This window comes from Sulfuricella sp., assembly GCF_035531155.1.
Classification (GTDB): Bacteria; Pseudomonadota; Gammaproteobacteria; order Burkholderiales; family Sulfuricellaceae; genus Sulfuricella.
This window is the reverse complement of sequence record NZ_DATKTK010000056.1, coordinates 297,773-321,971: the sequence shown is the minus strand read 5'-3', so window position 1 is coordinate 321,971 and position 24,199 is coordinate 297,773. Positions and strand designations below refer to the sequence as shown.

Annotated in this window: 27 protein-coding genes; 10 read left to right on the top strand and 17 right to left on the bottom strand. The window is 56.6% G+C overall.

Annotated features, from left to right (window positions below; genetic code table 11):
- Positions 1 to 209 precede the first annotated feature (209 nt).
- The 7 genes from VMV64_RS13910 to VMV64_RS13880 all read right to left on the bottom strand — a co-directional run bounded on the left by VMV64_RS13910 (position 210) and on the right by VMV64_RS13880 (position 10,858).
- Positions 210 to 1,568, bottom strand: coding sequence for a sigma-54 dependent transcriptional regulator (locus tag VMV64_RS13910; protein ID WP_325331339.1), 1,359 nt, complete (start codon positions 1,566 to 1,568; stop codon positions 210 to 212).
- The gene (locus VMV64_RS13905) at positions 1,565 to 4,144 is read right to left on the bottom strand and encodes an ATP-binding protein (RefSeq protein WP_325331337.1); all 2,580 of its coding nucleotides are present in this window, start codon (positions 4,142 to 4,144) and stop codon (positions 1,565 to 1,567) included. The genes VMV64_RS13910 and VMV64_RS13905 overlap by 4 nt, the downstream gene beginning before the upstream one ends.
- Before the next feature lie 264 nt (positions 4,145 to 4,408).
- Positions 4,409 to 7,519, bottom strand: a complete 3,111-nt coding sequence (locus VMV64_RS13900) for an efflux RND transporter permease subunit (protein WP_325331335.1) — start codon at positions 7,517 to 7,519, stop codon at positions 4,409 to 4,411.
- A gap of 11 nt (positions 7,520 to 7,530) precedes the next feature.
- Positions 7,531 to 8,589, bottom strand: a complete 1,059-nt coding sequence (locus tag VMV64_RS13895; protein ID WP_325331333.1) for an efflux RND transporter periplasmic adaptor subunit — start codon at positions 8,587 to 8,589, stop codon at positions 7,531 to 7,533.
- A 67-nt stretch (positions 8,590 to 8,656) separates the two neighbouring features.
- Positions 8,657 to 9,547, bottom strand: a complete 891-nt coding sequence (locus tag VMV64_RS13890) for an efflux RND transporter periplasmic adaptor subunit (RefSeq protein ID WP_325331331.1) — start codon at positions 9,545 to 9,547, stop codon at positions 8,657 to 8,659.
- Between the two features lie 59 nt (positions 9,548 to 9,606).
- Positions 9,607 to 10,086 (bottom strand): hypothetical protein, encoded by a 480-nt coding sequence (locus VMV64_RS13885; protein WP_325331329.1) that lies wholly within the window; start codon positions 10,084 to 10,086, stop codon positions 9,607 to 9,609.
- A 190-nt stretch (positions 10,087 to 10,276) separates the two neighbouring features.
- Positions 10,277 to 10,858: a superoxide dismutase family protein gene (locus VMV64_RS13880; RefSeq protein ID WP_325331327.1), complete on the bottom strand. Its 582-nt coding sequence runs from the start codon at positions 10,856 to 10,858 to the stop codon at positions 10,277 to 10,279.
- A gap of 282 nt (positions 10,859 to 11,140) precedes the next feature.
- Here VMV64_RS13880 and VMV64_RS13875 point away from each other — a divergent pair, with 282 nt between their 5' ends.
- Positions 11,141 to 11,422, top strand: coding sequence for a hypothetical protein (locus VMV64_RS13875; protein ID WP_325331325.1), 282 nt, complete (start codon positions 11,141 to 11,143; stop codon positions 11,420 to 11,422).
- 37 nt (positions 11,423 to 11,459) lie between these two features.
- Here VMV64_RS13875 and VMV64_RS13870 read toward each other — a convergent pair whose 3' ends face one another.
- Together VMV64_RS13870 and VMV64_RS13865 are read right to left on the bottom strand one after the other, a co-directional pair.
- Positions 11,460 to 12,878 (bottom strand): homospermidine synthase, encoded by a 1,419-nt coding sequence (locus tag VMV64_RS13870; protein ID WP_325331323.1) that lies wholly within the window; start codon positions 12,876 to 12,878, stop codon positions 11,460 to 11,462.
- A gap of 9 nt (positions 12,879 to 12,887) precedes the next feature.
- Entirely contained in the window at positions 12,888 to 14,192 is a 1,305-nt protein-coding gene (locus tag VMV64_RS13865; protein ID WP_325331321.1) for an FAD-binding oxidoreductase, read from the bottom strand.
- Positions 14,193 to 15,108: 916 nt separating this feature from the next.
- Here VMV64_RS13865 and VMV64_RS17490 point away from each other — a divergent pair.
- From VMV64_RS17490 to VMV64_RS13845, 5 genes are all read left to right on the top strand, one after another.
- Positions 15,109 to 15,720, top strand: a complete 612-nt coding sequence (locus VMV64_RS17490) for a hypothetical protein (protein ID WP_422664381.1) — start codon at positions 15,109 to 15,111, stop codon at positions 15,718 to 15,720.
- A 107-nt stretch (positions 15,721 to 15,827) separates the two neighbouring features.
- Positions 15,828 to 16,895 carry a Fic family protein gene (locus VMV64_RS13855; protein WP_325331317.1) on the top strand — a complete coding sequence of 356 codons (1,068 nt, stop codon included), beginning with the start codon at positions 15,828 to 15,830 and terminating at the stop codon, positions 16,893 to 16,895.
- 292 nt (positions 16,896 to 17,187) lie between these two features.
- Positions 17,188 to 17,328: a hypothetical protein gene (locus tag VMV64_RS13850; RefSeq protein WP_325331315.1), complete on the top strand. Its 141-nt coding sequence runs from the start codon at positions 17,188 to 17,190 to the stop codon at positions 17,326 to 17,328.
- A gap of 9 nt (positions 17,329 to 17,337) precedes the next feature.
- Positions 17,338 to 17,472, top strand: a complete 135-nt coding sequence (locus tag VMV64_RS17485; RefSeq protein WP_422664380.1) for a hypothetical protein — start codon at positions 17,338 to 17,340, stop codon at positions 17,470 to 17,472.
- A gap of 16 nt (positions 17,473 to 17,488) precedes the next feature.
- Positions 17,489 to 17,689 (top strand): DUF2905 domain-containing protein, encoded by a 201-nt coding sequence (locus VMV64_RS13845; protein ID WP_325331313.1) that lies wholly within the window; start codon positions 17,489 to 17,491, stop codon positions 17,687 to 17,689.
- Positions 17,690 to 17,747: 58 nt separating this feature from the next.
- Here VMV64_RS13845 and VMV64_RS13840 read toward each other — a convergent pair whose 3' ends face one another.
- Both VMV64_RS13840 and VMV64_RS13835 read right to left on the bottom strand, forming a co-directional pair.
- A complete protein-coding gene (locus VMV64_RS13840; RefSeq protein WP_325331311.1) occupies positions 17,748 to 18,029 on the bottom strand; it encodes a hypothetical protein in 282 nt (93 codons plus the stop codon).
- Between the two features lie 44 nt (positions 18,030 to 18,073).
- The gene (locus VMV64_RS13835) at positions 18,074 to 18,259 is read right to left on the bottom strand and encodes a hypothetical protein (protein WP_325331309.1); all 186 of its coding nucleotides are present in this window, start codon (positions 18,257 to 18,259) and stop codon (positions 18,074 to 18,076) included.
- A gap of 122 nt (positions 18,260 to 18,381) precedes the next feature.
- Here VMV64_RS13835 and VMV64_RS13830 point away from each other — a divergent pair, with 122 nt between their 5' ends.
- Both VMV64_RS13830 and VMV64_RS13825 read left to right on the top strand, forming a co-directional pair.
- Complete coding sequence (locus tag VMV64_RS13830) at positions 18,382 to 19,353, top strand: helix-turn-helix transcriptional regulator (protein WP_325331307.1); 972 nt, start codon at positions 18,382 to 18,384, stop codon at positions 19,351 to 19,353.
- A gap of 71 nt (positions 19,354 to 19,424) precedes the next feature.
- A complete protein-coding gene (locus VMV64_RS13825; RefSeq protein ID WP_325331305.1) occupies positions 19,425 to 19,667 on the top strand; it encodes a hypothetical protein in 243 nt (80 codons plus the stop codon).
- Positions 19,668 to 19,897: 230 nt separating this feature from the next.
- Here the strand turns inward: VMV64_RS13825 and VMV64_RS13820 are convergent, their stop codons facing one another.
- The gene (locus VMV64_RS13820; RefSeq protein WP_325331303.1) at positions 19,898 to 20,569 is read right to left on the bottom strand and encodes a glutathione S-transferase family protein; all 672 of its coding nucleotides are present in this window, start codon (positions 20,567 to 20,569) and stop codon (positions 19,898 to 19,900) included.
- 79 nt (positions 20,570 to 20,648) lie between these two features.
- Complete coding sequence (locus VMV64_RS13815; protein ID WP_325331301.1) at positions 20,649 to 21,104, bottom strand: MarR family winged helix-turn-helix transcriptional regulator; 456 nt, start codon at positions 21,102 to 21,104, stop codon at positions 20,649 to 20,651.
- Between the two features lie 111 nt (positions 21,105 to 21,215).
- On the opposite strand from VMV64_RS13815, the gene VMV64_RS13810 reads away from it, so the two are divergent.
- The gene (locus VMV64_RS13810) at positions 21,216 to 21,545 is read left to right on the top strand and encodes a TusE/DsrC/DsvC family sulfur relay protein (protein WP_325331299.1); all 330 of its coding nucleotides are present in this window, start codon (positions 21,216 to 21,218) and stop codon (positions 21,543 to 21,545) included.
- A gap of 28 nt (positions 21,546 to 21,573) precedes the next feature.
- On the opposite strand, the gene VMV64_RS13805 is transcribed toward VMV64_RS13810, so the two are convergent.
- Positions 21,574 to 21,720 (bottom strand): hypothetical protein, encoded by a 147-nt coding sequence (locus tag VMV64_RS13805; RefSeq protein WP_325331297.1) that lies wholly within the window; start codon positions 21,718 to 21,720, stop codon positions 21,574 to 21,576.
- 161 nt (positions 21,721 to 21,881) lie between these two features.
- Here VMV64_RS13805 and VMV64_RS13800 point away from each other — a divergent pair, with 161 nt between their 5' ends.
- Positions 21,882 to 22,502 carry a 3'-5' exonuclease gene (locus tag VMV64_RS13800; protein ID WP_325331295.1) on the top strand — a complete coding sequence of 207 codons (621 nt, stop codon included), beginning with the start codon at positions 21,882 to 21,884 and terminating at the stop codon, positions 22,500 to 22,502.
- 27 nt (positions 22,503 to 22,529) lie between these two features.
- On the opposite strand, the gene VMV64_RS13795 is transcribed toward VMV64_RS13800, so the two are convergent.
- From VMV64_RS13795 to VMV64_RS13785, 3 genes are read right to left on the bottom strand one after another with little or no spacing between them, the layout of a single operon-like run.
- The gene (locus VMV64_RS13795) at positions 22,530 to 22,907 is read right to left on the bottom strand and encodes a YajD family HNH nuclease (RefSeq protein ID WP_325331293.1); all 378 of its coding nucleotides are present in this window, start codon (positions 22,905 to 22,907) and stop codon (positions 22,530 to 22,532) included.
- Between the two features lie 44 nt (positions 22,908 to 22,951).
- Positions 22,952 to 23,485, bottom strand: coding sequence for a peroxiredoxin (locus tag VMV64_RS13790; protein ID WP_325331291.1), 534 nt, complete (start codon positions 23,483 to 23,485; stop codon positions 22,952 to 22,954).
- Positions 23,486 to 23,514: 29 nt separating this feature from the next.
- Positions 23,515 to 24,081 (bottom strand): phosphohydrolase, encoded by a 567-nt coding sequence (locus VMV64_RS13785; RefSeq protein WP_325331289.1) that lies wholly within the window; start codon positions 24,079 to 24,081, stop codon positions 23,515 to 23,517.
- Between the last annotated feature and the right edge of the window lie 118 nt (positions 24,082 to 24,199).

Below are 24,199 nucleotides of genomic sequence, written 5' to 3'. Positions count from 1 at the left end.
GGAATTCAGGTATACACGCTGAAATTCCGTTCGCCTTGGGTAGGCGGGAAGCCGTATCGAAGCGCGCTTCGACAAACTCTGCACGAACGTCGAACATTCTGATGGCCGTCCTTAGTCCGGCCAATAGTGTTTTTGCAACATTCGTTCCAATATGGAACAGTTTGGGAATCGTCAGGAAAACAAGTCGACCAGGTAATCGATTGGAAGAGCTAATTCCGGTTGAGGTTGTACTGACGAATCTTGCGCCACAGGGTTGTCCGTCCGATGCCCAGTTCTCGCGCCGCATCTGCAAGATGCGGAAATCGCGCGAGGGTGGCTTCGATCAGTTTTTTTTCGGCGACCTCGATGCCGCCTCCTTCGTATTCCAGCACGTTGATCGCCGGGTCCCGATGTCGTGCCGGGTTGTTGAGGATATCCTCGGGAAGGGCATCGATATCGATAATGCCGTTTTCATCGGCAAACACCACCATCTGCTCAACAAAATTTTCCATTTGCCGAATATTGCCGGGAAAAGGACAGCCCAGCACGCAAGCCAGCGCCCGCGGGGTCAGACGGAGACCGGTACGTCGGTACTTTTTCGAATACAGTACGATGAAGCGGTCGAGCAGGATTTTAATATCTTCATTCCGCTCGCGTAGCGGCGGCAAGTGTAGCCTCATGCCGTTCAAACGAAAATAAAGATCGGCGCGAAAAACCCCTTTCTCCATTAACTCGTTAATTTCCTGGTTGGTGGCGGACACGATCCGGATGTCCACCAGTTTGGTCTTGTTCGAGCCTACTCGCCGGATCAGCCGCTCCTGCAGAACGCTCAACAGTTTGGCCTGCATGGAAGGAGATAAAGTGTCGATCTCATCCAGAAAAATGGTGCCTTTATCCGCCTCCTCGAAGAGCCCTGCCCTGGACTCGGTCGCTCCCGTGAAGCTTCCTCGCACATGGCCGAACAACTCGCTTTCCAGAAGCTGTTCGGGCAGGCTGGCGCAGTTGATGCTGACGAACGGATAGGGGCTGCGTACGCTGCTTTCATGGATCAGCCGCGCGATCCGGGTCTTGCCGGTTCCGGTTTCGCCCGTGATGAGCACACTGATATCGGTCCTGGCGACCCGCCCCGCGCGGATCAGCGTCGCTTGCATTTGCGGCGTCGCTGCGACGATATCGCTGCCAACCTGTTCCGGCGCCGGCATGCTCTGGACCTGAGCCCGGATGGCATTGCGGATGGACTGGCTGGCGCGGATTTTTTCTACCAGCTCCATTTCTTGAAACGGCTTGGTAAGATAGTCGAAAGCGCCGAAACGCATCGCATCCACAGCCGACTGGATGCATCCATATGCCGTAATCAGAATGACCGGCAAATCGGGATTGGCTGTTTTCACCTCGCGCAGCAGATCGATGCCGGACATTTCATCCATGCGCAAATCGGTGATAACCAGATCGAAGGCACTTTTCGGCAACATGCGCAAGGCTTCTTCTCCGCTCCCCGCCTCGCTCGTCTCGAAGCCCGCGTTTTGAAGCATCAAAGCAAGCGAGCGGCGCAGGCTGCGCTGATCGTCTACCAGCAATATCCGCGTCATTGTCCGATCTCCATGCCATTACCCAATCCAGTGAGAGGAAGCCGGATAAGAAAGGTAGTTCCCTTGCCCATGGCGCTCATGACCCGGATGCGCCCGTGCCACGCTTCAACAAAACGTTGCACAATGGCAAGGCCAAGGCCCACGCCGTGTGAACGCTGAGAATAAAAAGGTTCGAAAATACGGCACCGCTCGGAGGCCGGAATGCCCTTCCCCGTGTCCGAGACTGCCAGCAGCAGCCGATTTTCCGAAAATCTGGATGTCAGGCTGATTCTGCCTGTACCGCCGATCGACTGTGTGGCGTTCAAAAGCAGATTCCACAGTACCATCTCCAGGCCATCTTCGTCGAACAGGAGGGTTTGCTCGAACAATTCCGGACAATATTGGATACTCACCGGCAACTCCATCTCAGCCACATGCCGCTCCAGAGTGGCAACCATGCGCAGCAGCAGCCTGTCGAGCCGAACCGGCTTGAGGGTTTTGAGTTCGGGCCGGCCAAAAGTCAGGAAATCGCTGGTCAGTTTGCTTAGCCTTTGCACTTCGTCCTGAATAATCTCCAGTGCGGTCTGCGAGCGGCTTTCGAGCCCGGATTCCGTCTTCAAAACCGCCAGGCAGTTGCTGATTGCGCTCAAAGGATTTCTCACCTCGTGCGCCACCGAAGCGGCCATTTGGCCTAATACTGCCAAGCGCTCGTCCCGGAGCTTCTGCTCTTCGGCGAGTTTAAGCTGGATATTTTTCTCGTTGAGCTGGCTGTAACTGCGGGCATTGTGGATGGCTATCCGTACATTTCCCGCCAAAAGCTCGCCCTTTGCAAGGGTGGTCGAGCTGTACTTGATTCTGTTCTGGCGAGCCAAGGCCATCACCCCGATCAGGTCGCCATCTTCGACTAGCGGGAAGATGGCAAGCGCCCCCCAGCGGCATCCCGACGACGGCAAACCGGGCTCGCTCTCGACCCACATCATCGCCTCTGGCCGGTAGCCGTCTGCGCCGTTTAAAAAATCCCGGTTTGTCAGTCCGCGCTCCAGCCAGGCCGCAAATTCCTCCTTTTGTGACGCGCTTTGCTGAATCGGGCAGAAGCTGGCGAAAGTAGAGGCTTCGCCGCTTCTGCCCGGGAGCCAGACCATCGCACCATCGCTCTCCAACAAACGAGCGCTTTCCCGGCACACGGATTCCAGCACCGTGCCGAAGTCGAGGGTAGAGGAAAGCATCGCCGAAACCCGTAACAATGCCGACCTGAAATCGTTGGCATCGAGCCAACGATGGTAAAGCAGCGCATTGTTGACGATCGGGCCGGCCTCGGCGGTGAGTGCCCGTAGCGCCTGCAATTGGGCTGAGTTCATTTCCACACCCTGGTGGAGCCAAAATACCAGGTAGCCGATTTCTTCACTATTAGCGAGCAGCGGAAGGCAGCTAGAGCATGTTCGGTCGCCGTGTCCCAGCGCCGGTGCGGCATGGCTCCCCATAATGGTGCAACCGCCTGGGTGGACCAAGTTTCCAGACGTGTCCGCCGGGGTCGTGGGCAGATCGATAGCCTGAATCATTCGTTGAAACTCATCCTCTTCATCGCTGGCCACCTTGACGACCAGCTGGCAGCTAGCTCCGCCGGCGAGCCGCGCTACGGCCTTGGAAATGACGCGAAAGGCATTCGCAAGATCGAGAGAGGCCATCGCTTCCTGGGCCATATCATGACGTATTTCCAGTTCCTGGTTGACACGTTTGACCTCAAATTGCGCACGGATCAGCTTGCGGTTCGAGTCGATGAGCACCCGCCGGGATTTTTCGACTGCCTGCAATGCCACAAGAAAACCCATGAAGACAGTGACCAGCAGACTGAGATAGAGAATGACCTTGACCCCGTGCCACATCCACCAGGTAAAGTCCCACATGGTGGAAAAGCTGAACAGGTAGGCGCTTTCCGCAAATATCAACAACATGCCGATAACGATGGCACGAGGGATGCCCTTGTAAGCAAGGCGATACCGGTAAAAAATCATGGCCGCCGCAGCGAAGAAAAAGCCGGTCAGTTTATGGATTTTGCGGATCCCCGGATCGAAACTGACATGTCCGGCTTCGTTCCACGATGGGAGATAAAACTCGTAAAGAACAGCGAATACCGAGATGGCGCCAATACCAATCGCGATCACCGTCATATCCAGCCACCCCATACGTCCATGACCACGAGATTGAGCATCCACCAAAGCGCCGATCAAGATCAGAGTGCCACCGAAGAACGAGGAAAAAGTATGGAGCAAAACAAACCATTGCTCATGCTCAAGCGGATTGGTCAGGGCATGCAAACCGTCAAACAGCCCCATGCAGAAAAAGGCAACCGCAAAGATGAATATCGGGGGGTTTTTCTGCCGGATACCGATCACTAGCAACATGCTTCCGATCAATATGGCGAAGAAGCCGCAAAACGCCTCGATCAGAAAGTGCCCTTTCGGCTCGAAGAACAAAGCATGCAGAAACGTTTCTCCCAAGCTGCTCGCAATGCCGAGCGGTACCAGGATCAGGATGATGGCCCACAGCAGGGGCACGGCTTCTTGCCAGGAAAAGGGAATAGCCACGATTGCCGGCAAGGCATCGGCGGGGAGATTTGTAAGGGATGCTTTAGAATCATTCATTTACGTATCCCTCAATACTTTAGAGACGATCCATCGGAGTGTTACCCGTTCGTGTCGAGACACCCTTCAATACGGCCTCCGGCTTACTCTGGCGAATGGAATCACAGTATTTAACTCTGTTCGATTGCGAGCATGGCCTTCAGCGGCGCCGCATAAATACCGCTTATACCATCGTATAACAAAATCGCGTGTGAGGTATGAAAGCCCTGTCTCGATTGGCTAAGCGTCTTGTTGAGTGAACGATTCGGTTGAGCGCGATGCCATCCAGTTGAACAGAGTGGGAATGACGAAGAGATTGAGCAGCGTCGAAGTCATCATTCCGCCTAACAACACGATCGCGAGCGGGCGCTCGAGTTCCTTGCCGGCGGGATCGCCAATTATCAGGGGAATCACGGCAAGCGCGGCGGCGCAGGCAGTCATGAGGATCGGCAGAAGCCGGTCGAGCGCTCCTTGCAGGGCGATCTGTGCGATGGGTGTCCCGGGCTTCTCCAGCAGCAGCACCTGGAAACGCGACATTAAAAGGATGCTGTTTCGGGTGGCGACTCCAAAAAGCGCCACCATGCCGATCAGGGACGATACGTTAAGCGTCTCGCCGCTCAGCTTGAGCGCGAAAACACCTCCTATCAGGGCAAGAGGCAAATTCAGCATGATCAGCAGCGTGGCCGACCATCTTCTGAACGCCTGATACATCGTCACTGCCATCAGGACAATCGCCGCCCCTCCAGAAATCAGGAGATTGCGGGTAGCGCGCTGCTGCCCCTCGTAATCCCCGCCGATCTCGACCGAATAACCGGACGGCAGGCTGATCTTTGCGATGCGGGCCCTGGCATCTTCCACCACCGCATTTAAATCCCTGCCATCGGTATTCCACTGAACAATCGCCCGCCGGGCGCCTCCATCCCGGTTAATCATGTAGGGCTCCTGCATGACTTCGAGCCTGGCGACATCCCTGAGCGCCACCAAGGCGCCCGTGGGCGAGGAAAGCGGCAACGCTCCGAGCGCCTCGATATTCGAACGCGACTGATCGTCGATGCGCACGTAGAGATCGAAGGCTCGGTCGTTCTCCAGCACTTTCGATACGGCAATACCGTTGAGCGCCTGCCCTGCCTGGCTGACGATCTGGCCAGGCGTGAACCCGTAAATCGCCGCTTTCTCGCGATCCACCCGAATATCCACGACGGGAACCAGGATCATCGGTTCGGCCTGCAAATCGACGACGCCGGGCACGTCCTTCACCGCTCGCAGAATTTCCTGCTGTTTGGCTTGCAGTACGGATAAATCTTGCCCATAAATCTTGATGACTACTTGCGCGCGGATTCCGGAAAATATTTCCGACATGCGGTGAGTAATGAACTGCGAAACGTTGACCGCCATGCCGGGAATGGAGGCAAGCTTTTCGCGTATGGCATGAATCACGTCCGTGGTATTTTGCACGCCGGGTTTGAGCGCAATATCGTATTCGCTGAAATTCACCGGCTGCGCATCCTCGTCCAGAGGAGAGCGGCCCGCGCGCTGGACTATGCTTGCCACCTGCGGCATTGTGCCGATCAGCTTGTCGACCTCTTTGCCGACCCGCAGGCTCTCGTCCAGCGAAGCCCCGGGGAGCAAAGTTGCCGCCACCACTATATTGCCCTCATGAAACGAAGGCATGAACGAACGGCCGAGGCCCGGCACCAGCAACAGCGCGACAGCGAGAGGCACCAGCAACAGCGCCGCCATCCACCAAGCCGGGCGGCGGAGACAGGGGGTGAGAAGCCGCCGGTATTGGGCCAGCAGGAACGCCGTCGCGTGAGAAACCCCAAGCGACAAGCGGGCTGAATTGCGCCCCATCAGGTAGTAGCACAACACCGGAACCAGGGTGATAGCCACCACCAGGGAGCTTGCGATCGCTGCCAGGTAAGCAATGGCCAGCGGCCTGAAGATGCGTCCTTCGATCCCCTCCAGAAAAAAGATCGGCATGAACGCTATCGCCACGATCAGGGTGGCGAACACCACCGAATTGCGGATCTCCCGGGAACCCTCGTAGACGATTTCGAGTGCAGAAGCGGGATGGGCAGCCTGCTTGTTTTCATGCAGACGCCGCATGATATTTTCAACATCGATGATGGCGTCGTCGACCACTTCCCCGATAGCAAATACCAGTCCGCCCAGGGTAAGCGCGTTTATTCCCACATCCAGCAGCCACAGGATGAACACCCCCGCGAGCAGCGAGGTCGGAATCGCAACCAGGCTGATGAGCGTCGGTTGCCAGCGCATCAGAAACAGGATCAGGACGAAGGCCACGATCAGGCAGGAGGTATACAGCGATTCTTTCAGGTTGTGTACCGACGACTCGATGAAAGTCGCCTGCCGAAACACATTGGGTATCAGTTCCACATCCTTGGGCAGGGAAGCCCCAAGTTCCTTCAGCACCGCCTCCACGCGTCGGGTGCTCTCCAGCGTATCTGCCCCCCACAGCTTGGAGACCGTAGCCACTACCGCCGGCCCCCCGTAGATTTGCCCATCGCCGCGCTTAATCTCGCTACCGAAGCGCGCCTCGGCCACATCCTCAAGACGAATCGGCTGCCGTTCGCGGATTGCAACCACGGTACTGTTGAGATCGCCGTAATTTTTTACCACTCCGTTGACCCGTACCAGATACTCTTCCTCACGGCTCGGGTAGACGAAACCACCGGGAGCCACCGCATTGGCGCTACGCGCGGCCTGGATCACCTCCTCCGAAGTGACACCGAATTTCTGCATTTTGAGCGGATCCATCATCACCTGGTACTGCTTGACCCCGCCTCCCACCGCAGTGACCGAGGCTACGCCGGGCTGGGACAGCAAGCGGTTGCGGAAATCCCAGTCCACCAGGCCGCGCAGTTCGTGCTCGCGAAACTTGGCGGACCAGTCCACCAACGCAAACTTCAGCAGCCAGCTGACGGCCGAAGTGACCGGCATCAGTTGAGGAGCATTCACCGAAGCCGGCAGGCTGGATTGGACTAGTTGCAGGCGCTCCTGGATAATTTGGCGAGCCCGGAATATCTCGACGCCCCACTTGAACACGATCGTAATGCGGGAAAGCCCGACAGACGAATTGGATCGAATCTGTTCTACATTCGGCGCGCCCTGCAGGGCGACCTCGATCGGACGGGTGACCAGCACTTCGACGTCATGGCTGGAAAAGCCCGGCGCTTCGGTCTGAATCTGCACCTGGGGAGGGGCAAACTCGGGAAACACATCGACTTTCATGTGGCCGACCACAAACGCAGCGGTGACCACCAATAAAATATACAGCAGAAGGACTGCCACCCGGTTCCTGATCGACCAGCCGATCACCCAGTTAAACATGTCCGCTTTCCTTAATCATCATGGTGATGGCTATTCCCGCCCCGACCGGACATGCGGTAAATGCCCTCCAGGATCATTTTCCCTTCGGTGACGACCCGCGCTCCCGCGACAATCCCTTTGACGCTGACGGCATCGCCGGCTTCATCGAGAACGGAAATCGGCGTGCGATCATAGTGTCCTGGAGATTTTTCCACGTAAACGACGGGAGCGATGCCCTGGCTCATCACCGCCTCTCGCGGTACCCAAATTCCCTTGCGATCGAAGCGAACGTCCAGGTTGACGGCTGCGCCGAGTGCCAGCTCGTTGCCACTCCGCCCAAGGTCGATTCGAAATTTGCGGCGCTGGGTTTTGTCGTCCATGCCGGGGAGAACCTGGCTGATATTCCGTTCCAGAGTCTTCCCGTCGGGCAACTGAATTTTTACCGGATTCCCGGTTGAAAGCAGGGCTTGCCGGTCGGGAAAAATATAGGCATCGATCCACCGGGGAGCGTTGTCGGCAACCATCCGCGCGACCGGTTTCCCCATCACGACGAACGCTTTCATGGCTTGATCGCCGGTATTGATAAAAGTGCCAGGCTGGACGAACACGTCCGTGACGATGCCATCCATCTTGGCTGTCACCAGCATCTCCTGCACCATCTTCCCTTCATTCACGAGCGCGTCGATCTGCTTGCCGGTCATGCCCCACCAAGCCAGGTTCTCTTTCGCATCTTTCAAATAGTTGGGAAGCCGGCCTTCTTCGCGCAAAATATCGAGCTGCTCCCGATTATGTAAAAGCGCCATGTGAGCCGTCTGGGTAGCGATGAATTCCGGGCTGTAGATGGCAACCACCGGGCTACCGGCCTTGACCGCATCGCCCTGGCGCACGTATACCTGCCGGATTTCACCGCTGATGTAGGAATTAATTTCCGTCACCGCACGGTAATCCGGCACCACCTGACCGTAGGTGTGCAGCCAGGCAGTGCGCCTTTCATTACGGGCAAGGGAGGTGGCAATCACCCCGGCTCGCGTACCCGGCGGCAGCACCACTTCCCCCGTAACGCGCGCAACCGGAGCGCTCTGAAAAACCAATGGATCGCCGTGAGGCCAGACCGGCCCGCTGCCCACCAAGATAAGGCCTGCGCACAGGAATCTCCTGTCAATCCTCATGTTTTTCCTCGAGACCGTTCGCCGGAATGCGCACGGCGACCAGCAGCCCATTGATGAGCGGCGAATCGGTAGCCTGACGCTCCAACTGTAACCGCACCAGCCGGCGCTGGGTTACCGGGTTGACGAAGCCGTATATCTGTATGACCCGTGCCCGCAGCTCCTCGTTTTTTTCATCTTTCCCCGGGATTCGCACCATTGCAGGCTGGCCGATTTTCAGCCGCGCGGCTTTAGTGGCTGGAACGCTGGCCTCCAGCAGGATGCCGCGAGGATCGGAAATACTGGCGAAAAGTGTGCCAGCAGCGGCGGTCTGTCCTGTTTGAATACCGCCGTTTACGATCTGATCGTTAACCACCGCTATCCTTGAGATGAATCCCGCGACCGGCGCGCGGATTTTCACCTGCTTCAACGGCTCTTTGGTCAGGTCGATTTGGCTCACATCCGCTTCCGACATGCCGCGCCAGACGAGATTGAGCTTCCCGTCCGCGACTTTCGCGCCGGAAGTGACGGAAAAAGCATCGACCGCGGCCAGATTCGACACGGTGGCGATGTAGGCTCTTTGCAAAGTCTCCAGTTCGGCGCTTTCAATTTCGGCCAGCACCTCACCCCTGGACACATATTTACCTATGTAGAGGTCGTGTTGTCCGACGAGCCTGGCATTGATCTTGATTACGATATCGGTCACCCGGCGCGGATCGATCACCACGGTAGCCGGATAAAAAGTCGAATGTATCTCCCCTTGCGCCGGGTGATCGCCATGAGCATCGAGAGCTCCGAACATCGACACGTCGGAGTGGGCCCACGTCGCAGTAGCAAAAGACAGAAGCGCGCAAAGGACGAATTGGGCCGGCATCGTTCGGCCCAATCCGGCCTCGGCGAGCATGAACGTCCATGGCGGATTCACTTGCCGCGCATCGTTCGCCGTCAACGCACATTGATGTCCTATACGCCGACACATACATTTCCAGTCGCCTGAACGTCCCAATATTTCACAAATAAGGTTTCGCCCCTGATGGAAGTATTCAGCATTATTCTCATGTCATTGCCTTGCCTGATCCGGCTATCCCGGGCAACCAGATTATGGCCACCTCCGGAAGACAGATTCAAAACGTAGGGCGAAGCTACGGGCGGCCCGCTGATAACGATCGCTTTAGCGGACACATCTTCGGAAGAGATGTGTTGACCGTTACGGTCGGTCACCCATACCTGAAGTTCGCCATTTCTTATCAGCAACTCAAAAATATAAGACTGCATGACACGTACCTGACCGCCATGCAAACCATCCTTAACCGCTTTCGTGGGCTCGTCGAAATAGAACAAAGCACCTTCCAGAGAAGCCAATAGCAAAATCGATATAACCAATCCTTGCCAACTTTTCATCTCAACCTTCCCCATCGCTTTTTCCTGCTTATGTGCACTCATCGCATCACAAAGCAAGCGGCATGCCATAACTATTTTTACTGCTGCAACAAAATGTTATAAATGAATTTCAGCCTCATCCCGCATCGATTAAAACTCTCGTTTCAGAATGAAACTACAGTTGGAACAAGCATGAAACCTGTTGCAGATATCCATAGAGCCGGTCATCGACAGCATGAGCCAGGAATTCCGATTACATTCGCATCATGTCGGGTTCTATTTCGCCGCACGCCACCCGTGCCCCTGAGTTTCCAGCAGGGTCGGAAAAATCGTCAGGATTGGCGTGAATGATCAAGCTTCTTTCGGCTATCGAATTCATTCCGATCAGTGCCACTGTCACCCCAGGAATTTCAATGTTGACTTTGGCCTGCCCACGATCATTCGCTTCGATATTGCCCAGGTCGCCCAAATGATGTTCCCCGTCCCGGGAGGATCCGTGATGGTTTCCCGTCGGGTTAAAGTGCCCGCCCGCACTCATCGCATCAGGTGAATCGCAATTGTTATTCACATGAATGTGAAAGCCATGCTTGCCCGGAGAAAGCCCTTCGACCATGCCGGTCACAAGCACTTTATCCGCCGACAACTGAATCAGTTTTAGCGTTCCGGAAACCTTACTGCCCGACTTGGGAGCAAGCTCCGCTGTCGCCGATAAATCACTGTGGGCAAGCGCATTTTGGGCTGACACCCCCAAAATTAAGGAACCGGCCAGGAACGCCATTTTGAATTTACGACTTTCCATGGTTACTGCGTTTTTCTTTGTGTTTGAAAAAATCATGATTATTCCCTGTTCAGATTGGCGAGAATGAGAAATCGCGGCAGTAAGCCAGGCGGCCAAAACATGCCGACATAACCTAATGAGCATATTGCATACCAGCATTTGGATTTCTAAGGGATGACGTTGTCCAGCCTACCTGGCAGCCTAGAATCCTGAGCCAGGCCTGCCGTGGATTATCCGAGCGGCGTTCCAGAATGAAACATTCTGAAACAATCGCAACACCATTTCCGTTGACTCATCAGGCCCGTAGGCCGAGGCCAGGACACCCTTAAGGAACTGCACGTGCTCTTTGCGGCGCACTACATCGGCCTCATAAAGCTGGATATGAAAAATCCATCCGAGAGTCAGGTCCTGATTCCGGCGAGGGTGTCAATCAGCGCGCATTTTGCGAAAGGAGGGGGCTTGGGAGACACTTTCTTTTTCGGATTTAAACAGAGCGGCATCCTGGACGAAGTGAATCGTTACAGGTGGCGGGTTTCAATTGGAAAACGTTGCGGTCTGGATATGACTTCAGTCACAGTGGTGCCGTTTTCGTTTGGTGGCGGCGGGATAATGAGTCCATGACGTTTTCAGACGCCACCTGGCAGCAGTTGGCATCTCCTCACGTCACACGCACATTGCTGAACTGCCACGGGTCGTCCCTGTCCAGCTCCTCACTGATGGGCCGGCCTCTGTCGCGCAGCGGCGTCCAGTCGCCATAGACCCCCACCACCTCACCCAGATACGGCTTGGCGATCTCCAGCACGGTCTCATGGTCGAGATCGTCAGGCTCCACCACGCCAGCGCGAGGGTTGCGCAGTGCCCACACCATGCCAGCCAGAACTCCGGCGGCCACCTGCATGCTGGTGGCGTTGTTATAGGGGGCGAGTTGCCGCGCCTGCTCGATGGAGAGGCGCGATCCGTACCAGTAGACCCCCTTGGCGTTGCCCATCAGCAGCACCCCCAGCTCATCCATGCCGGCGGTGATCTCGTCGCGGATGATCCGCTGGTTGCGCTGCGGTTGCCAGTTCCTGCCAGCCATTTCGTGCATCGAGAGGAGCGCATCGTCGCAGGGTTGGTAGGCGTAATGGACCGTTGGCCGGTAGACCACTGCACCGTTTTCCCTGAGCGTAAGATGATCGGCGATGGAGATGGTCTCGCCGTGGGTGATCAGCAAACCGTGGTAAGGCCCTTCCAGGGGCGTCCAGCTGCGCACTTGGGTGGCGGCGCCGGGGCGGTTGAGGTAGATGACGGCATCACAGCCCGATTCGTGCCGCGCGCCGTCGGCCGGCCAATGACGCTCATGAGTGCCCCATCCCAGTTCTGCAGGCTGGAGCCCCTCGGAGATGAAGCCTTCCACCGACCAGGTGTTGACGAACTCGCCGCGCCGCTTGCGCCGGGCTGTAGTCTGGGTATCGCGTTCGGCGATATGGATCGCCTTGATACCGAGAAGGCAGGCCAGCCTGGCCCAGTCCTCATGGCGTGCCGGTTTTTTTACGGCGACGCCGCTATCCGCCGCGACATCAAGCAGCGCCTGTTTGACAAACATTGAAACCAGGCCGGGATTGGCGCCTTGAGTGACAACCGCCGTCGGTCCTGGTCCGTTGGCGCGCCCGTAGCCCAAGACGTCTTCACGCAGCGCGTTATTGGTGCGCTGCGCTACCGGTTTCGAACTGTCGGTGTAACCACCGGCCCATGGTTCGATGCTGGCGTCCAGGTAGAGTGCGTCGCGCCGGCGGCACAACTCGATCAGCGCCAGGCTGGAGATATCCACCGAGAGATTGAGCAGGAAATCGCCCCTGCCCAGCAACGGCTCAAGCACGGAGCGATAGTTTTCCCTTGTCAGCGTCTGCCGCGTGAAGGCAACGCCAGACTCGCTGGCGATGGCGGCGCCTTCCTCATTCGCTGCAACTATCCTGATCTGTTGCGGCTGGATATCAAGGTGGCGAAACAGCAGCGGCAGCGTGGCCTGGCCAATACAGCCAAAACCCACCATCAGCAGGTTGCCGGGGAAATGCGCATGTTTGATCTCGGTTTTCAATGTCGCCCCTCACAGCAGCTCCCGCAGCCGGTAATAGAACATCCCCAGCACCAGCGCCGGGGTGCGCAGCAGCGCGCCGCCCGGAAATGCATGATGCTTGATGCGCGACAGCACATCGAAGCGCTCCGCCTGTCCGGCAATGGTCTCGGCCACCAGCTTGCCCGCCATCACCGCCATCGCCAGGCCATGACCGGAAAAGCCTTGCAGGTAATAGATGTTGCTGCCCAGCCGCCCGAAATCGGGCGCCTGATTCATGGTGATATCGACGAAGCCGCCCCACACATAGGGCACCGGCAGATCCGCCAACTGCGGGAAGACCGCCAGCATCCGCTGCCGCATCCGCCCCGCCAGATTGCGCGGCGTCGCTGTGCTGTAGCTTTCGCCGCCGCCGAAGAGCAGCCGATGGTCGGCAGTCACGCGGAAATAGTCGAGCACCAGATTGGTGTCAAACGCCGCCGCCCGCTGCTGGATCAGCGCGTCGGCGCGCTCCTTGGCCATCGGTTCCGTGGTGATGATGTAGGTGCCGACCGGCATGATGCGCGGCATCAGTTCCGGCGCAACGCCTTTGCCGAATTCCCCCAGATAGACATTGCCGGCCAGCACCACGAAGCGGCAGGCGACCTCGCCCGCTGCCGTCTTGACGATGGGCTTGTCGCCGCGTTCGATCTGGATGGCCGCCGAATTTTCGAAAAGCTGCACAGCTGCAGCACGCGCCGCCGCGGCCAACCCGAGACAATATTTCAGGGGATGGAGGTGGCCCGATTGCGGATCGAAGGCCCCTGCACGGAAGCGTTCGCTGGCGATCCAGTTGCCCACCTCGGCGGTGCCGATGGATTGCAGCGGATAGCCGTAGGCACGCGCCACGTGGTTGACCCACGCCTCCAGCGCCCGCGCCTTTCTGGCGTTGACGGCCAGGCTCAGGTGGCCGGGCACGTAATCGCACTCGATGGCATGTTTGTCGATACGCGCGTGCAGCAGTTGCAGGGCCTCAACCGAGATATCCCAGGCGCGGCGCGCATCCGCGGCGGACAATTGCACCTCGATCGCCTCCTGACCGGCGAAACCGAAACCGGCCAGCGCCTGGCCGCCATTTCTGCCGGAAGCCCCCCAGCCGACCCGCTGCGCCTCCAGCAGCGCCACCGAATAACCGCGCTCCGCCAGCTCAAGCGCGGCCGACAGACCGGCGTAGCCGCCGCCGACCACGCAGACATCGGCCGTGATGCGCCCAGCCAGTGGCACAGAGGCCTGCGGCCGCGTCACGCTCACCTCGTAGTAGGAGTTACGGGTCAGTTCAATTTCCTGCGGCCCCACCATGATCGCTCCACGTAAAGTTCTCGCCGTTCTTTTTAACTATAGAACGTGGGGTTACGACCATTCAGGAATAACACGGGAGGAACATCCGGGCGACGGCGGAAGGTGTTGGAACAGACATCAGCCAACTGCTTCAGGATTGACTGAAAACTGTGGTCTGCCAGCTGTCTTGCGACACATGCCGGGTCGAGACTTGCAATGCACAGGGGCAACCGCGGGAATTTATTCGTCCCAATTCAAAGGGAAGACTAATGGGCGCCCATGTGTGCTATTTAATGATTGAGCCCGACCCCATTTTTACCGGTCACGTCGGTCATGATCTGGACCTCTGCCCCGGTCATCAGGGCCGCCTCTGCGCCTGATCTCTTTAGGGTAGTGACTCCTGGGCAGATCAGTCCAAGGACCAGATCTTGAACGTGAGTAGCTCCAGCGGTCATTGTTGTAGTAATAATGATATCCGCTTTGATAATAATATGGCTCTGGGCCTAATTCCACGACCAGCGGCAGTGCTGGTGCCACAACGACTCCTCCATATCCATACCCCCGGTCCGCAGGTGCCACTATGCACGCGGTGAGCAGAAGCGCCATAAGTGGCGCGACAATTAGCATCCTATACATATCTGTTCTCCTGGTTAGGCGCCCTGAATACGATGCTCATCCTCGCTCATGCTTGTGGTTTGATCACCAACCTGCTAAGAACAAACATCGGAACGCTGGTCGCAAAGCTATGCCAATCGGCTGGATAGTCACATAAGCGCTGAGACACAAGATAACTAATTGTCAGTGAATGACCTTTTAATGTTAGCTCATCAAGCTTGAATTTCAAGCTTGGTGTTCTGATTCCTGTGTTAAAGATTGAATCACCCCGGTTCTAGTAGACACCTCCAGGCCTTAAGCTGAGGCATCAACAGGAGGCGTCATGAGCAGCAAGCGTTGCCCCGAAGAATTCCCCCAGGTAGACATTGCCAGCCAGCACCACGAAGCGGCAGGCGACCTCGCCCGCTGCCGTCTTAACGACGGGGTTGTCGCCGCGTTCGATCTGGTAACTGCGTCAGGATTGACGGAAAACTGTGGTCTGTCCCCTATTTTGTTGCTATTTTGCTATTTTGCCCTGAAAACTGTGGTCTGTCCCCTATTTTGCCCTATTTTGCCCTATTTTGCCCTATTTTGCCCTATTTTGCCCTATTTTGCCCTATTTTGCCCTATTTTGCCCTATTTTGCCCTATTTTGCCCTATTTTGCCCTATTTTGCCCTATTTTGCCCTATTTTGCCTATTTTGCCCTATGTCCCCTATTTTGCCCTATTTTGCCCAACACCAGGCTGCTCACCTTCGGCCGCAGCTTGGGAAGCTACGTTCAACAGCTTGTTAACTTTCAATCCTTCAATACCGAGGAAAAGCCTTTTCCTTTCAACGATTGGCCGACGTAACGCCAACCTGCGCAGCGCACCAATAAGGCTATCGGCTCAACATGGCGATCATGCCGATTCTTACCGCCATTTTCGAGACCCACGAAAATCCGGCGTTTCTTGAACACATCCCCAGCGACGTGATAAGAAAATGCGATTATTTATACACGTTATCGCTGACGTGATAAGATATTTGCAATTTCTTATCACGTAATGACGCAGGTATAGGATATGACTGAACTGGATATTCCCAGCCACGCCAGCCTGGAGATCAAGGCGGTCTGGCAAAGCTTGGCCGAGGCGCACCGACAATTGGCGGAGCTGAAGGGCTTGTGCGAATCGCTGCCCAACAGCGCCATTCTGCTGGATACGCTTTCCATCCAGGAAGCGAAAGACAGCTCGGAAATCGAAAACATCATCACCACCCATGATGAGCTGTACGCTTACGACCAAAGCAGCTCGGCCTCGCCTGCGGCAAAAGAGGTGCAAAATTACATTGCCGCCTTGCGGGTGGGGTTTCAGGACGTGGTGGATTCCGGCTTGATCCGCATGAGCACGATTTTGCGGGTACAGGAAGAAGTCGAACAGAATAATGCCGGTTTCAGGAAAGTGCCGGGGACGGTGCTGAGAAACCAGGCCACCGGCGCAACTGTGTATGAGCCGCCGCAGGATGCCGTGCTGATAGAAAAGCTGATGAGGGATCTGGTGGAGTTTATTCATGCGGATGACGACCTGGACCCTTTGTTGCGCATGGCCATTGCGCATCATCAGTTCGAAAGCATCCACCCGTTTTACGACGGCAATGGTCGCACCGGGCGCATCTTGAATTTGTTGATGCTGCAACGAGAGGGCTTGCTGGATTTGCCCGTACTGTATTTAAGCCGGTATATCACTTCGACCAAGAGCCAGTATTATCAATTGCTGCAATCGACGCGGGAAACCCGTGATTGGGTGGATTGGTGCGTTTACATCGTGAAGGGCGTGGCCATCACCGCCAGAAGCGAAATCAGGCTGGTCAAGAAGTTGCGTGCGCTGATGCAGGCCACCAAGCACCGGTTGCGCGATGAATTGCCCAAGATTTACAGTCAGGAGTTGCTGAATAACTTGTTCCGCTACCCTTACACAAAAATCGAGTTCGTCGAGAATGACTTGGGGGTTTCGCGGATTACGGCCGCAAAGCATCTGGATACGCTGGCGAAGAGTGGCTTTGTGGAAAAGAAAAAGATCGGGCGCACGAATTTTTACATCAACCGCCCATTGTTTGAGCTTTTGACGCGGATCACCTTAGACAATAAATGAAACCGAAACGCGCGCCGTTTCGCTGATCGTGAGCCTGGTGGTGTGGCTATTCCGGCACTGACATGAACACCCTGCTGTTGGCGCCTTGCTCAAGCTTGGCCAATCAGAATGCAGACCACGAATCAAAGGGGTCAGCTTCGGATTATATTTCTTAGACTCTTTCATTTCGTTGCCCCTTTGAAAAAAACCATTCCCCCCCAACCTTTAGCTCGCGATACTTCGCGCAGCACTTCTAACCCTAGCCCGTTTCATCCCTATAATGAATTTAGAGCTGCGCTCGGAGGGATGGGCCATGTTCTGGAAAGACCTGATCGAGCTCCTGTTTCATCACCCCATGGGGCTCTACGATATCGCCAAGCCTTTGGGCATCGACCCCAAGGATATGGAGGACGATATTCGCCATCTCGCCCGCACCCTGAAACGCTCCTCCTAATACCGGTTAGTGGTGCACCCGGCGACCTGCCACAAGTGCGGCTTTGTTTTTTCCGCCGAGCACCTGCACAAGCCCGGCAAGTGCCCCCACTGCCGGGAAACGTGGATTGTCGAGCCCCGTGTGGAGGTGGAGGAAAGAAGATGAACCCGAGGGAGACCTCATGGCCAGGTGGCTGATCACCCTGGGCGTGATCCTCGTCGCGCTGGGCCTGCTTTGGCCTGTGCTGGCCAAGATTGGCTTGGGTAACCTGCCGGGGGACATCCGTATCGAGCGCAAGGGGGTGTTTTTCTATTTCCCCCTCACCAGCGGCCTGATCGTTTCCGTGCTCGTCAGCCTGGTGTTGTGGCTGCTCCGGCGCTGACATGAAAATCCCGCTTTGACCGGCGCCCTGGCGTGGCACGGCTTTTTAGTTCGGTGATTCAGTGTTTGGCACGCCGAATCCGGTTGGTGCGATAGCCCACCGTGATCACTTCGTTTTGCGGGTCAAGGACGGCGTACATATCCGCCCAGCGGTCGATCTGGTTTGGCGGCAGCGATTTTGACAGCGCAGCCTTTCCCAAGCTGCTGAAATACACTACCCGGCTGCCGTGAGGCGCATGTGCGACCCGGCCGTAGGCGAACAGCGTTTCCAGGGCCTGGGGCGGGATGCCGCGGCGCTTCATGCTCATTCTGGCGTGGCTGCTGACGATTCCAAGTTTCATGTTTTTCTCCTTGCTCAAAGCAATTCGTCCGGTTCCGGTTGTGGTCAAAATAGGCTTGCGGTGGCAGCCTTTTCGGATGGCCCGGCCTTGAGGATTTTGCGCATCTGGCTGATCTGCCTGTCCATCCGGCGCAGTGTGGCCGGCTGCACGGTGGTTTTTCCCTCCTTAGCCGCCCGGTTGCAGATCCGGCGTATCGCCATCATCAGTTTCAGTCCGTTGTGGTTTTCCATCTCTTTACCCTTTCCAGTCAAGTCATGCGGTTTTTTCAAATAGCTGCTCTCGTTCTGTCATGCATTGTGGGGTATAGTGTGGCTCACAGGATGAGCCACATAAATTCCCTCAGGAAATTTTCATGGACCGCACGGAACGCTTCTATCGCATCGACCAGCTGCTGCATGAACGCAGGATTGTTCCCATCGAGGTTTTCCTTGGCGAACTGGAAATCTCCCGCGCCACCTTCAAGCGGGATATCGAATACCTGCGGGACAGGCTGAACGCGCCCATCGTCTGGGACCGGGAAGCCGGGGGGTACCGCTTCGACAAGCCGATGGCCGGGAACAAGTACGAGCTGCCCGGCCTGTGGTTCAACGCCTCGGAAATCCACGCCCTGCTCACCATGCAGCAACTGCTGCAGAACCTGGGGCCGGGCCTGCTTTCCCCCCATGTCGACCCGCTGCTCACCCGGCTGAAACTGCTGCTGGAGTCAGCCGAGATCCCGATGGATTCGGTCGAAAAGCGCATCCGCATCCTGCGCGTCAACGCCCGCGCCTACGAACCCGAGCATTTCTCCCCGATCGCGACCGCCGTCCTCCAGCGCAAGAAACTGGAAATCAGCTACTACACCCGCAGCCGGGACGAAACGCAGGACCGGGTCCTGTCTCCCCAACGCCTGACGCACTACCGGGACAACTGGTATCTGGACGCCTGGTGCCATATGCGCAACGGCATCCGCAGCTTTTCGCTGGACGCCATCCGCCGGGTGAAACTGATCAGCGAGCAGGCGCTGGATGTCAGCGAACAGGAGCTCGACGCAATATTGGGCACCGGCTACGGGATTTTCTCGGGCAAGGAGGTGAAGTGGGCGGAACTGCGCTTTACGCCGCAGCGTGCGCGCTGGGTGAGCCGCGAAGCCTGGCACCCGGAACAGAAGTCGCGCTTCGACGACGAAGGGCGCTACATCCTGAACGTGCCCTACAGCGACGACCGGGAACTGGTGATGGATATCCTGAAATTCGGCCCGGAGGTGGAAGTGCTGGGGCCCGATCCGCTGCGCCGCCGGATCATCGATCTGGTCGGCCAGACCTCGGGGATTTATGGCGGCTAGCATATTAACCGGCGCGGCGAATGCTCATGCCGTGCTAGGATGGGGAATCACAGATTACAGGGAAAACCGCCATGAAAAAACTGACCATCCATATCCATGCAGAGCTGGAAATTCCGGACGACTGGGAGGTTGTCGAACACAAGTCGGGCATCCAGGCACTGAAAATCGGCGACAGGTTCATCGATTTCGACATCGTGCCGCTGGCTACCGAGGAGAATGACGTGGACGCGACCTGGACCGACGAGGATGAGGAATTGACCAACGATATCCTCATGACTGTGACCGGGCTGGATGCCACGCTGGAAATAGACTGATCTGCCGGCCGAAGCAGCGCTTACCGGCGCCCCGCCACCTTAATGATAAATCACGTTAAACCGATTTCTAAGCTGCTCAAGCTCAGGCATATCGTGGATGCCAATATACGGTTGCCGGGGATGGCGGGCCAGGTAGCTCTGACTGGCAATCCTCCGCCAGGTAAAACTGCTTCAGCGGCGCAAACAATAACCTCAGCACCTTAGCCTGCCTTGCACAGGCATTTCTTTCTCTACTGTGCCGCAGCAGCGATGCGCCGCGAGAGCTCGGAGTCGCGGCTTTTAATGAAATTCATGAGTTTCTGCGGGTAGTCAGCCGCAACCGCATTCCTGACGGAGGGACGCATCGCCAAGGCCTGCCGCCATGCGCGCACCTTGGGCGTGTTGGCAAATACGCCAAAGTCGGCGAAGCCGTCATACACGTCGAAGTAGCGGAAGATCGGGCCGAAAGCCGCATCAACCAGGGAGAAGTTCTTCCCGGCGAAATAAGGCCCGTCCTGCAAAGCATTTTCAAGCATTTCGAACCTGGATTGCAGTTCCATGCGCTTGGCCTCGAAGACTTCCGCGGCCTTTGTGGTATTGAACTCCCAAATCGTGCCCAGAATCGCCGAACCGAACTCGATCCATGCACGGTGCTGCGCGCGCTTTAGCGGATCGTCAGGGTGGAGGCGCGGTGCTATCGTTTCGTCCAGGTATTCGCAAATGACGGCCGATTCGAAAATAACCTCGTTGTCGACCTGGAGCAGCGGCACCTTGCCGAGAGGGGAAGTTTTGCTGAACCAGTCCGGCTTGTTGTCTAAGTCGATGTTGGTGCGCTCGAACGGTGCATTCTTTTCGATGAGTGCAATGACTGCACGTTGCACATACGGGCAGATTTCATGGCTTACCAGATGCAATTTCGGCATGATCTTGATCTCCTGTCAGGTTGACGACAGCTCGCCTAAACAAAAGCGCGGTTGCTCGGTAATCTTAAAATATTTCCTCTCAAGCGGATTGCTCAGGGGTCGCCTTCTCGGTCGCGCCATCCCCTTTAAGGTCTTGAATGCCGGGCACCTGGAAGATGCCTTGCAGCTTCAGCAGTTCATCGCGGTGCAGGCGCGCGAGATTTTCCACCGTTTTCTCGCCCTTAGGGGTGAGATGCACTTCTACCTCGCGCCGGTCCGCCTTGCCTTGCTCGCGGTATACCAGGCCCAGTTTCTCGCAGCGCGACACCAGGGAAACAACGCCGTGGTGATGGGCCTGCAGCCGTTCCGCCAGTTCCCCGATGGTCGCCCATTCCCGGCCCTGATAGCCCTTGATGTGAAGCAGCAGGAGGTATTGGAGATGGGTGACGTCGTAGTTGTGCGTCACTTCCTCGCTGAAGCGCAGGAAACGGCGCAGCTGGTATCTGAAATGGGAGAGGGTTTCGAACTCTCTCTTGCTGAGAACGTCTTTGTCCATGGGGTAATACTACTCGTTTTGTTAACGCCCACAAAATAGCATATTGTGATAATATCAAACTGTGATATATTATTTTCGTGGGCATTTGATTCATTTTTTGCATGGAGGTGAATGATGGATGCGTTTGTGCAATTGCCGGCCGTCGATGGCGAGGGCTATTTGATTGACCCGCAGGACTGGAGCGAGGAACTGGCGGAAGAATTTGCCAGCCAGGAAAACATCCGGTTGACGGAAGACCACTGGGACGTGATCCGCTTTATGCGCGGGTTTTACGAGGAGCACCAGATCGCGCCCGACGCCCGCTATGTAATCAAGCATCTGGCGGAGCGGCTGGGAACGGATTCGCGCAACAAGCTGTTCGAGCTATTTCCCTACGGTTACGTAAAGCAGGCCTGCAAGATCGCCGGCATGAAGCGGCCGCGGGGCTGGAGTACGGGCTGACAGGTTGATGGGTTCCGTCGGGATGCGGCTACAGATATTTTGTTCCCGACGGGTTTTCCGGCTGGTCGATTCCGGCGTCAATCGCGCCGCGCAAGTACAGTTGGTCGAAGGCGTCCTGATCGGTTGCAAAGAAATTGTCGAGGCCGATGCTCTGGCTTAGATTGGTTCGATTCATCTAACCAAAGGGGTTAGCTTCAATTTTTTAGTTCTCTCTCCATCTCCATCCCTCAAAACCCAAAATCCGTTTGTGTTCCGTTTCGTTCTGATGTCACTATCCCAGCCAGAAGGCTCAAGGTATGATTCCGTCTGAAATCATTACCGACCAATAGGATATACATGGAGACCGTAGCGGTCATCGACTTTGAAACAACGGGGCTATCGCCAGCCATGGGGGACCGGGCGACCGAGGTTGCGGTGGTTATCGTGGCTGATGGCAAGATCGTCGATCGCTACCAAAGCCTGATGAATGCGGGTGTGCACATTCCTCCATTTATCGAATCCCTGACCGGGATATCCAACGCCATGATCCGCAACGCGCCGCCGGCAAAGGAGGTGATGCGTGCGCTGGCGGAGTTTGTCGGCGACGTGCCCCTGGTGGCGCACAATGCCTCATTCGACAGCCGGTTTCTGGATGCCGAGTGGCTGATGATCAACCAGCAGCGGCGGCAGGAATTTGCCTGTTCGATGTTGCTGGCACGCCGGATTTATCCTGCTGCGCCTGATCACAAGCTGGGCACGCTGGTCAGGCATCTGGGGCTTCCCTCGGCAGTCCGCCATCACCGCGCCCTGGCTGACGCGGAAATGACCGCCCATCTATGGGTAAAAATGGGGGCGGATCTCAGGCGGCAATATGGCCTGAGCGCCGTTCCGCACGAGTTTTTGCGCGCCCTGCAGAAAGCGCCGAAGGCGCAGATGAATCGCTGCGTTGAGAGAGCCAAGTGCAGATTCGGCTTGTGATCGGCGACTGAATTTGACCAAGGGCCATCAGCCCTTCTTCCCTTCCAGCTTCGCTTTCAGGTCGGCAAATGGATTATGGGTTGCCACGGATGCCTGATCGCCAGAGCTTCTCCCCCTTACCGCCTCATCCATAACGCGGGAATGCTCGTTATCGTGGCAATACAGGCAGAGCAATTCCCAATTGCTGCCATCCAGCGGATTGTTGTCGTGATTGTGATCTTTGTGGTGCACCGTCAATTCTTTCAGGCGCACCCCGGCAAACTCGCGGCCACACCGCCCGCAAATCCACGGAAATAATTTGAGCGCCCGCTCGCGATAAGTGGCCTCACGCTCGCTGCTGTGCCGGCGTGCTTCGGCGATAACGCGATCAAGTCGCGCGTGATCAGGAATAGTATGCTTGGTCATGGCTGTTGGCTGGCTGATTGTTGGCTGAAACTATATCAATAATATCAGTTGCCTTTCAATCGGGTAAGGTCGTCCACGATCTCCCTGGAATGGCGGGAAGTGTCGACCTTGAGGTACGTCTTGGCAACCTTGCCCTGCGGGTCGATCAAAAAAGTGTAGCGCCTGGCAAGCTTGATCAAAACCAGATTCCTCAGGGCGCCGTAACTGTCGGCGATTCTGCCATCTTTGTCGGCAAGAAGCGGAAACGGCAAATGGTATTTCTTGGCGAATTCCGCGTGCGAGACGGTGTCATCCACGCTCACTCCGATGACCTGCGCCCCCAGAGCGGTGAGTTTGTGAAGATCGTCACGAAACTCGCAAGCTTCTTGTGTACATCCCGGCGTATCGTCCTTGGGATAAAAATAGAGCACCACCCAGCGCCCTTTGTAGTCGTCCAGAGAATGCACTTTGCCGTTCTGGTCGGGGAGGCTGAACAAGGGGGCGGGTTGTCCAACCTGAGGCAGTTCGCCCGCGTAAGCAAGGCGCATCCACAACACGATAACCGCAAGCAATGCCAGGGAAACAGCTAATATTTTCATAGGAATTCTCCGTAATCAGGTTCAATTACTTAAGATTGTAGGTCAGCGCGCCCGCCGCCAGACCGCTTGGCCCCGATGTGCATCCGCTCAAACTCCCGCAGGAATTCTCGCTTGGCCACATCCGGCGGCATGGACAGTATCGTCTCCCCCATCGGTTCCACGTCGATCAGAGTGATCCATTCTTCAACGGAGTACGGCATCAGGTCGCGCTTTTCCGTGGCCAGCGCGATCAGGTCGGCTTGCTTGACGATCGGGTTGTGGTTCAGGTCGACCCCGAAGCGCTCGCCGATGATGCGGCTGACGTTATCCTCGATTTCCGAGAAGCTCGGCAACAGCACCTTGAGCGGTTTTACCATGTCCCCGAGGTAGGCTTCGGCGGCATCGTGGAGCAAGGCGGCGAAGCGCAGTGCTTCCGGCACCAGCGAGGCGACGATCAGGCTGTGCTGGGCGACCGAATAGAAGGCATTGGTCTGGCCGTTGAAGCGGCACTGGTAGGCCAGGCCGTGCGCGATGTCCTCGATATCTACATCGTCGATGCGCGGCTCCAGCGGATAGAACCGGTTGCCCAGGTAGGTCGAGACGTAAAGTTTGCTCATTGGCGTTCCAGGTGACGGCTATTCGGTTTAATTAAAGTATGACATCCTTCAGACTCACCATGTGAGCCACAATGGGCTGATCGATGGATAACCAGAAAAGGCCAGGTTCGATTAATCT